The following is a 9,082-nucleotide window of genomic DNA, read 5'->3' as shown; positions in this document are numbered from 1 at the left end:
ATGCCATCACGCACGGTATCGCGCGCAGCATCCAGTGCGGGCAAGGCCTTTTGTTCGACGAAGTGATATGCGGCTGAAAAGGGGTTGAACGATATGGACACGCTGCTCTCCACAGGTTGGATTGAATCCACGCAGCGTTGCCGTTATGCCCGCAGCGAGTCCGCGAATAATAGGAGTCGCGATCTTCGTTCCTCAACTACGAAACGGCGTATCCCAGATACGGGCGCTGAGAACGAAAACGCTGTGCGACAAGGACTTGCGCACACCGAATGGAGCGGTCGGGTAACGTCTTCGAGCAGAAGAGACAGACAGAAAGAACTTCCGTCGCCCGCGACGCCACAAGGTGTGGTGGGCACGCCTTGCGTGTTGCCGAGCGAGCTCAGGGGGCGCAGGCGGCGGCGCGGAAATCGCGCTCATGTCCGAAATCGATCCAAACCTGTCGAAACGCGCCGCGACAACGAAGTGCGGCAGCTCTAACGTATCCCGATGCCCGGCGCTAACTGTCGACACGGACGGAGCGGCCGTTCTTCCTGTCCAGCAGCAACGCCCAGGAACGAGCATGACTGGTCGCGGTTGATTTCTCTGGAATGCACGGTCAAACGGGCGCGTTCCCGGCGCGCGCTCCATTCAAGGCTTTTTTGTCCAAAAGAAAGGAGAAATTCTCATGTAGATGCGTCGTACTCCAAATCTCCGTTAGACGTAATTCAATCAATCTCTAATTTTCCAAGGTGAGGTATGCAGAATGTCTAAAGGTAGGAACATTATTCTTTCAGGGATTGCCCTGGCGTGCGGAATGGCGGGAACCGCCAAGGCGGCATCCGTGTTGGCTTCCGGCCCCATTCTCGGAGGTGAGAGTCAACAACAAGTCGCGTGCGTGGTCGTCAATGCGGGCACCGTGCCGATTCACTTCGTCTCGACAGAGCTTCTGGGCCAATTCAAGGCCCCTCTCGACCAGAACTTCAATGACTGTACGAATCGGGGCTCGCTGTTGCCGGGTGCCACTTGCAGTTTCCAAGCGGACGTGAACACGCAAGGGACGGCGCCCCATCAAGCGGTTTCTTGCAAGGTTGTCATTACCGAAGCGAAAACGAATGTCCGCGGCACCATGGTGGCTCTGGATCCGCTGCTTGGCCGACCGCTAAGCCAAACCGACTTGCGCTAAAGAGGGCACGGGCCCTTTCATGGCTGCGCGGTTGGTGGACCGCACAGTCACTGCCGACGCAAGGAGGCACCCTCGGCGTAGGCCGGTCGGCGCAGCGGCTCGCACAGGTCGCTGTCCTGCGGCCGAGGCCCGAGTCGGAGCTGACCGGCTTCGATCCGGACCAGGTCGTACTCGCGCGAGCACTGGCTCGCCGAGGGCACCCGGAACGCTGCGCAGCCTCCGCGGGTGACGTCCTGCGACTGACCTGCCTTCCACGGGGCGTCGCCACAGCGGGCCGCCGTCAAGGTGGCGGCCACGTCTTCGGTCAAGGGCGTCAGGGTGCGTCGCTCGAAGGAAAAGTCCGCCTMCACCGCCTCGGCCAGAGGAAGCGCTTTACCGAGGGTGTACGACCCTTCGTTGTGGCCGCGCACCAGCGGCACCTTTCCTTGCGCGTCGGCGAACACGGTGAACTCCACCGACCAGCGCTTGGCATCGAACTGGAAGGACCGAGTCAGGTGGGTCTTGCGCGCGCCCGACATCGTCTCGACGCCGTCGCTGCTCCACGTGCCGGCCATTGCAAGCGGCCTTGCAGGCGCCTTGGGCACGAACGCGAGCACGCGCGCCGGGCCTCCGGTTGCGCCACGGACCTTGGGCGCGCCGATGAACAGCGTGGCGCCCTGTGGTGGCAGCAGGTCCAGGTCCTTGAGGGCCTCCAAGGCCCACTTGCCCGCGCCCAGCAACTCGCGGTGCGCCGCGTAGCTGCCGTCGATGCCGACGTCGAACGAGATGGTGTCCACGGCGACACCCCAGATGTCTCTTTGTCTAACCAGAAAACGCACCGCATCCGGGCCAAAGCCTGGGAAGTGCTTCACGTGGTTCTCGTCCTGGCCGATGAAGGATTTATCCCTGATCTTTCGGTCCCAACCGGTGTACAGCGCCACCACCGCGTTGGCAGGAATGCGGCCGTGCTCTTGCTCCCAACGCAGGATGTCCTCGGGTTGGATCACGGCGTCACGGTCGAGCGCGCTCTGGCGACGGAAGTCGATGACGACCACGGGTACGACCAGTGCTTGCCCTTCCAGGGCCTCCAGGCTGCGTCCGCCCAAACTGAAGTGGTTGGGGGCGTCGATCTGGGTGCCGAGGTGTTCGTGGATGCGCCAGGCATTCGCGGCCACGCCCATCTTCTCGATCGTGGCGATCGGCTCCAGCGCGAAGCCGAAGGTGACGCCGGGCACGGGGATGTAAGGGAAGTTCTCGTCCAGCGTGTGCGTGAGGTCGATGATGTCCGAGCGCGCCACCAGTTCATCGAATGTGGCGGACGGCGCACCGGGGGCAGCGCAGCTCGACAGGGCCGCGCAAGCCACGGCCAACATGAAGCGACGATACTTGCTCGACATAGAACCCCTGGGTGTTTGGATCGAAGAAACTGTACGGGGCGAGTGCCTCCCTCTTCAATGACTGACATCGATGTAAGCAGTACGAGTTCAAGTAGTCCGGCCGAAGCATTCGACGTCGACAAGATGCGTGACTGTCCCGTCATGACCACCGTGGAGGTGATCGGTGGCCGATGGAAACCGCGCATCCTGTGGCACCTGCGCACGGGCGACGCCGGCTTCGGGGAGTTGCAGCGCGCGACCGGCGCATCCGAAAGGATGCTGAGCCGCAGCCTGCGCGAGTTGGAGACCGATGGTGTCGTCACGCGCACGGTCGTGCCGGTGGGCAAGGTGATCACCTCGCAGTACGCGATCTCCGACTACGGACGCAGGCTGGTGCCAGTGCTCGATGCGATGGGCGAGTGGGGTCTGCAGCATCAACGCCGGGGCGATTGATGTCCCACTGATCGGTCAGTGAGTGCTGCTGACCTTGACGAGGCAAGCGAAGGATGTCGCGGTTCTCGGGATGATGTCGCTTCGGTTCAATGCCGAACGTTCGAGTGGTGCGCATCGACGGCCTGGGCACTGCTGTCATCGGTGTTGCCATGCGTGACGACCGGGTCCGGTCGCGCCGCGCCAGCGTCTGCACGCGTCGGCGCGCCGGCCGCCTCGTCCCGGTGGGCGTCGCGATCGCGGATCGCCGCATTCGCTGCGTTGGCATAAACCTCCGGCTGGTGAAGCACACCGACCAGAACGCCAGGCAGTTTCACCACGGTGCCCACGACCTCGCCCACGCCGAACAACTTGACCACCAGATCGCCATTCAAGGACAGCGAGACGATGTGTCCACGGGCCCGTGCGCGCGCTGATGGCAAGTCGCCTCGGGCATGGCGCTTGAGAAGCGTCGAGTCCAGCCCCATGTCGCCGAAGACCACGGCGAACGCGCTGTATTTCAAGGCGAGGACGTTGGCGATCTGCGAGCCCATCGAGTAACCCACCAGCTCGATCGATTTGATGGCCTGGTCACACAGCGCCTCGGTGTAGGCATCGTCGCCGCGGCGGATCTGGCCGTTGCCGGTGCCGAACTTGGCCGCGAGCACACCGCCCAGATCGGTGAGCGCGCCGCCCCAACCGTCTCCCTCGGCAAACGGCCGGTCCATGCCCTTGAAAAGGATCAGCGCATGGCCGCTCGCGTCGTCCAACAGCACGAAGCCGGACAGGCCGCTGTCGGGATCGTCGAACTGCTTGTACCGGCGAAAACTCATGCCATCCACCGGGATGGCGGCGAGTGAATCGCGGGGCTGGCCGTAAAACAACTCGGTGTACAGCGCCGGCACCCTCAACGGGTCGATCGCATTGCGCTGCTTGGCCCGCTCTCGTGGGGTCGGATCGTGTGCGCGGCACGTACTGTCTGTCGGCACCGCGGCGCCCACCGCCCTGAGCATCGGCAAGGGGCTGGAGGCAACCGCGTCTGGCCCGCGCCCGGGCGCTGCGGCCTCATGCTGCTGGATCGCGCGCTGACTGGCGCAACCCGTCAGCACCGACAGCCACACAGCCGCGAGCCACCCGGCGCGCAGCCTTGGCATGCGAAGGATCGAAATGCTGCACCGGCTGAAATAGATCAGCACAGGCCTGATGGATGCATTGGGCACGGAGTGACTTTGGTCAATGGACGCGACGAGAGACTTCCGGCGGCTGCGGCGCAGGCGATACATCAGCCGTGCAAGGCAACGCTCGCGCCGGTCGCGAAAACAGAGCTGGGGCCCGTGGTACGCCATGACGCGCAACCGGGCCACCTTCTCGGCGGGCTCACCGGCACCAGCACCTGCAGCTGTGAGCTGCTCCCTCCCTGGTTTGCCTGGACCTGCCCGTCCCGCGGTTCTTGCAGCACTCGCACTGATCTGCCGGCAGGCAGACAGCCAAGCGTCAATGAACGACCGTTGTAGCCGCCGGCAATGCACGCTCCCATAGTTTGAGCGCGCTGCCTCCCGCCCCCACCATGCGTTGTGTAACGACCAGCAAATGGCAATGAGATTCACCAAGCGCTGACATGAAGCCGCTATGCAGCGCAGGAGATCTGCCTCCAGCGCGGGCTAACATCTTCCGCTGTACCGCATCGACAACTTTGCGTAGCAATAAAAAGGGCCTCATGGCATTCACCTTGACAGCGGCAACTGCCCTACACGGTCGGGCGGCAATCGCCGCGCCTGGTCACGCGGCGTGTCCGGCCGGAGGTCTCGCATGAGCCAGGCACTGGATCCGCAAGCCTGGCAACGCCTGAAAGGCCTCCTGGCCGAGGGGCTGTCGCTCGCGGTCGAAGAGCGGCCAGGGTTTATCGACCGCGTGTGCGATGGCGACGGCGCCTTGCGCAGCGAACTCGAATCCCTGCTCGCCGCCAGCGACCTCAGCGACACCCCGCTGGACTCGCATCCGAGCGAACAGCTGCTGGACGCGCTCGGCATGCCGTCCACGCCCGCGTGGATCGGACACCGGCTGGGCGCCTATCGCCTGGTGGCGCTGATCGCACGCGGCGGCATGGGCGAGGTCTACCGCGGCGAGCGGGCCGACGGCCAGTACGAGCAGCAGGTGGCCGTGAAGCTGATGCGCGAAAGCCTCGACCAGGAGTTCTTGCGGCAGCGCTTCGACGCCGAGCGCCGCATCCTCGCGACGCTGGACCATCCCAACCTCGCCAAGATGCTGGATGCCGGCTTGGCAGACGACGGATCGCCCTACTTCGTGATGGAGTTCGTCGACGGCCAGCCCATCGACGCGTACTGCAAATCGCGCGAACTCGGCATCGAAGACCGGCTGCGCCTGTTCCGCACCGTGTGCCAGGTGGTGGAGTACGCACACCGGCAAGGCGTGGTGCACCGCGACCTGAAGCCCAGCAACATCCTCGTCACGGCCCAGGGCGTGGTGAAGCTGGTCGATTTCGGCATCGCCAAGCGCATCGGGCCGGCCGACGATCCGGCGGTCACGGCGACCGCGCAGCGGGCGCTGACGCCCGAATACGCCAGCCCCGAGCAGGTGCGCGGCGAAGCCGCCAAGCCGGCCAGCGACATCTACGCGCTGGGCGTGGTGCTGTACCGGCTGCTCACGCAGGCCAGCCCCTACGGCGACACCACCGGCGAGGGCTATGCCCTTGCCCGCGCCATCTGCGACACCGAACCGCTGCCGCCCAGCCGCGCGCTCGATGCGGCGGGCCAGATGCTGTCGCGCCCCCTTCGGCGCCAGCTGCAGGGCGATCTCGATGCGGTCGTGATGATGGCGCTGCGCAAGCAGGCCGATCACCGCTACCCTTCAGCCGAAGCGCTGGGCGACGACATCTTMCGGCACCTCGAAGGCCTGCCGGTCCAGGCGCGCCGCGGCGCCTTCAGCTATCGCGTTGGTCGGCTGCTGCTGCGCCACAAGGCGGTGACGGGCGCGGTGCTGTTCGCGAACGTCGCGCTCATCGCGGGCATGGGCGTGGCGAGCTACCAGGCAGTGCAGGCCCGACAGCAGCGCGAACGCGCGGAGCACCACGCGCAGAGTGTGCGGCGGCTGGCCAACAGCTTCATGTTCGAAGTGCACGATGCCATCGTCAAGCTGGCGGGTGCCACGCCGGCGCGCCAGTTGCTGGTGCAGAACGCCCTGAAGTACCTCGAGGAACTGAGCGCCGAGTCGAGCGGCGACCCCGCCTTGCGGGTGGAGCTGGCCACCGCCTACCACAAGATCGGCGACATCCAGGGCCAGGCCTTCACCTCCAACCTCGGCGACCCGGACGGTGCATTGAAGAGCTACGCCCGCGGGGTCGCGCTGCTCGAAGGCATGGTGGACGAACCGGCGCAGCGCCAGTTGGTGAACCTGTACAAGAGCCAGGCCAGCCTGCTGGCGATGCGCGTCGAATCGGCCGCCGCACTGGCCGCCGCCGAGAAAGCCGTGGCCATTGCGCAAAAGCTCTCGGATGCGCACCCGGACGACGAAGCCGACCTGATGCTGCTCGCGACGACGCGCGGCCAGCGTGCGCAAGCCATGCAAGGCGCCGACACGATGGGCGACTTCATGGTGGAGTCAGAGAAGGCCGCGGAGCTGCTGCGCCGCGTCCTCGCGCTCAATCCGAACCAGCGGCAGGCGCAGCTCTACCTCAGCAGCCACTACTCGCAACTCGGCGATCGCTACCTCGAACGCGACACCACGCTTGAAACCGCGAAGCTCGCCTACGACGCCTTCAGCCAGGGCGTCGCGCTGCTGGAAAGCGCACTGGCGGCCAAGCCGGAAGACGCGCTGCTCGCGGCCCGCGTCGCCGCGATGAGCGACGACGTGGGCCGGGCCCTCATTCGCCTGAATCAACCGGCCGAGGCTCGCGACCGGCATCTGAAGGCACTCGCCATCTGGGACAGGCTCGGCGAAGCCGATCCTGCCAATGCACGCTACCGGTTCGAGCGCGCCCACTGCCTCGGCCAGCTCGGCGCGGCACTCATCGCCACCGGCGACACGGCGGACGCGCGGCAGCGCCTGCAGGTCGCGGTGGAGCTCTTCGATGGCCTGCCTGCCGGGGCAAAGCAGGACGCCTACCCGCTCTACACCCACGGCGCCAACCTCTACCACCTCGGCCAGGCCCTGCAAGCCCTGGGTGCCAAGCCGGCGGCGAAGCAACGCTACGAACAAGGCCTCGTGGTGCTGGACGACGTCGAGAAGCGTTTCGGAACCGGGGGCGGCAATATCAGCACGCAGGACGTGCGCACCGCGATCGAACACATCGCCTCGGCGCGCTGAACGCGCCGAGGCGGCGACTGGACACGCGGACACGCGGACACGCGGACACGCGGGCGGGCGGGCGGGCGGGCGGGCGGGCGGGCGGGCATCATGAAGCCTGGCCCCCACGGGCAAGCGATCGAGCGCATCGTGCGCGAGCTGATCGACACGCCCGATGGTGCAAGTCTCGCGCGCCAACCTAACGCGCCAACACCTCGGCCGCGACGGTTTCCAGCAACCGCTCTGCGTGTTGGCGGCTGTCCTCGCCTTCGGTTGCCAGCACCGGCAGGTCAGGCGCAATGCCGGCCACCTCGTCGCGGCCATCGGCACGCAGCCGCATGCAATCAGGCATGCGCAGGCGAAGGCGCGAATGCGCGAGCACCTTGGGCCGGTCGCCATTCATGAAACCGCAGCCGCAGCCGCCAGTCTTGGCGCCCACGGTCTTGCCGAGATGGTTGTCCTGCACGACGGCCGTGAACATCTCGGCCGATGAGTATGTGCGGCCGTCGGTCAGTACGTACAGTGGGCCGGTCCACATGGCCCAGAGATCGTCGGCGCTGGACGGGTAGGACAACCGGTAGGCGATGTTCTGGTCGCCGAACGCACCGCGCGACAGCGTGGGCGCGAAGCCACCGGCATAGCCCACGTCCACCAGCCGCTTGCAGCCCTTGCCGGTCCACGGCTGCTGTTGCGTCCACACCCAGGCCATGTCGCAGGGCTGCTGGGCCTGGGCCTTGGCCTGCACGAAGAACTCGCGCGCACGGGTCAGTGCCTCGCGCGCCTCGGCGTTTGGCGAGGCCTTCAGCGCCGTGTCCAGCCCTTCCAGCTTTTCGTCGGCATAGGCGCTCGCCGCGGCGGAGGCCGCCATACGTAGTCGGGACGACCGCACAGGCTGGTCGGTCAACAGCCGCGGGAACAGGTCGCCGCTGTCGTTGCCACCGCCGTTGCCGCCCACGTCGATCAGCAGCGTGGTCATGCCGGCGGCTTTCAGTGCGGTGATCTGCTCGGCCAGGCCAGCGAACCAGCGGTGGTCGGCTTCGTCGCGCAATGTCGATTCGTTGATGGTCTCACCCTTGGCCTTCAACGATGCGAAACCTTGCGGGCAGTTGGCCGGGAAGGCGCGGTTGGTGAAGTTCTGGATGCGGATGACTCCGATCTTCTGGCCGCTTGCCGTGGTGGCCAGCCCGGCGCGGTAGACGGTCGCCAGGCCGTCGCCCATCAGCTGGAAGTTAGGCAGGCTCTCCAGCGGCAGCGAGAAGGCCACGCGAGCGGTGGGCAGGAAGCCCAGTGCCGCGCAAGCCGCAGCAGGGTCGGTCGCGTCGAAGGGTTTGGCCGGCACCGTGAGGGCCGCACCCGTTGGCGCGGCCTGATCGGGCAGCACCGACAAGTGCCCATCCTTGAAGGCACTCACGAAGTTCTCGATGGCTTGGCGGGCCTCGCGGTCGCTGCGCGCGGCCTGCAAGGACTGCCGGGTCAGGCGGTCCAGCCGCGGCAGATTCACGCCGCCTTCGGGCGACGCGAACCAGGCGAGGTTGGCGTAGTCCTGCTCCAGCGTCTTCTTCAGCTGGGCGTAGTCGCGCTGCCAGGCAGCGGCGTCATAAGCGCGTKCCTGGGCGGTGAACAGGGTCAGTGTCAGGGCGGCCAACATCAGGGGCCGGCGCATTGCGGTCATGGGCATGTCTTCGTAGAACGGCGAGGCCGCATTTATCGCGCAGCCAGCGACGCCCGTCTTGAACGCCACGCGCCCTTTTTGAACGTCAGCCGCGGGTTCCGCGGCGGTAGGCCGCCGGCGTGGTTCCAAGATGAGCCCTGAAGGCGCGCGTCATGTGCGGCT

Annotated in this window: 6 protein-coding genes; 3 read left to right on the top strand and 3 right to left on the bottom strand. The window is 66.2% G+C overall.

The window, feature by feature from the left end; genetic code table 11:
* Window positions 1-793: 793 nt before the first annotated feature.
* Window positions 794-1,162 carry a hypothetical protein gene (locus AC1DYI_RS19340; RefSeq protein WP_477205756.1) on the top strand — a complete coding sequence of 123 codons (369 nt, stop codon included), beginning with the start codon at window positions 794-796 and terminating at the stop codon, window positions 1,160-1,162.
* 47 nt (window positions 1,163-1,209) lie between these two features.
* On the opposite strand, the gene AC1DYI_RS19335 is transcribed toward AC1DYI_RS19340, so the two are convergent.
* On the bottom strand, window positions 1,210-2,514 hold the full coding sequence (locus AC1DYI_RS19335) for a cyclase family protein (protein WP_477205755.1): 1,305 nt from the start codon (window positions 2,512-2,514) through the stop codon (window positions 1,210-1,212).
* A 165-nt stretch (window positions 2,515-2,679) separates the two neighbouring features.
* Here AC1DYI_RS19335 and AC1DYI_RS19330 point away from each other — a divergent pair, with 165 nt between their 5' ends.
* Window positions 2,680-2,970 (top strand): winged helix-turn-helix transcriptional regulator, encoded by a 291-nt coding sequence (locus AC1DYI_RS19330; RefSeq protein WP_477205754.1) that lies wholly within the window; start codon window positions 2,680-2,682, stop codon window positions 2,968-2,970.
* Window positions 2,971-3,056: 86 nt separating this feature from the next.
* Here the strand turns inward: AC1DYI_RS19330 and AC1DYI_RS19325 are convergent, their stop codons facing one another.
* Window positions 3,057-4,301, bottom strand: coding sequence for a hypothetical protein (locus AC1DYI_RS19325; RefSeq protein WP_477205753.1), 1,245 nt, complete (start codon window positions 4,299-4,301; stop codon window positions 3,057-3,059).
* 454 nt (window positions 4,302-4,755) lie between these two features.
* Between AC1DYI_RS19325 and AC1DYI_RS19320 the strand changes: the two genes are divergently transcribed.
* The gene (locus AC1DYI_RS19320; protein ID WP_477205752.1) at window positions 4,756-7,269 is read left to right on the top strand and encodes a protein kinase domain-containing protein; all 2,514 of its coding nucleotides are present in this window, start codon (window positions 4,756-4,758) and stop codon (window positions 7,267-7,269) included.
* A gap of 178 nt (window positions 7,270-7,447) precedes the next feature.
* Here AC1DYI_RS19320 and AC1DYI_RS19315 read toward each other — a convergent pair whose 3' ends face one another.
* Entirely contained in the window at window positions 7,448-8,920 is a 1,473-nt protein-coding gene (locus AC1DYI_RS19315; protein WP_477205751.1) for a S41 family peptidase, read from the bottom strand.
* Between the last annotated feature and the right edge of the window lie 162 nt (window positions 8,921-9,082).

The sequence above is a fragment of the Ideonella sp. P3_A4 genome (assembly GCF_056403075.1).
The sequence above is the reverse complement of the archived record's forward strand: the minus strand, read 5'-3'. Positions and strand labels throughout refer to the sequence as shown.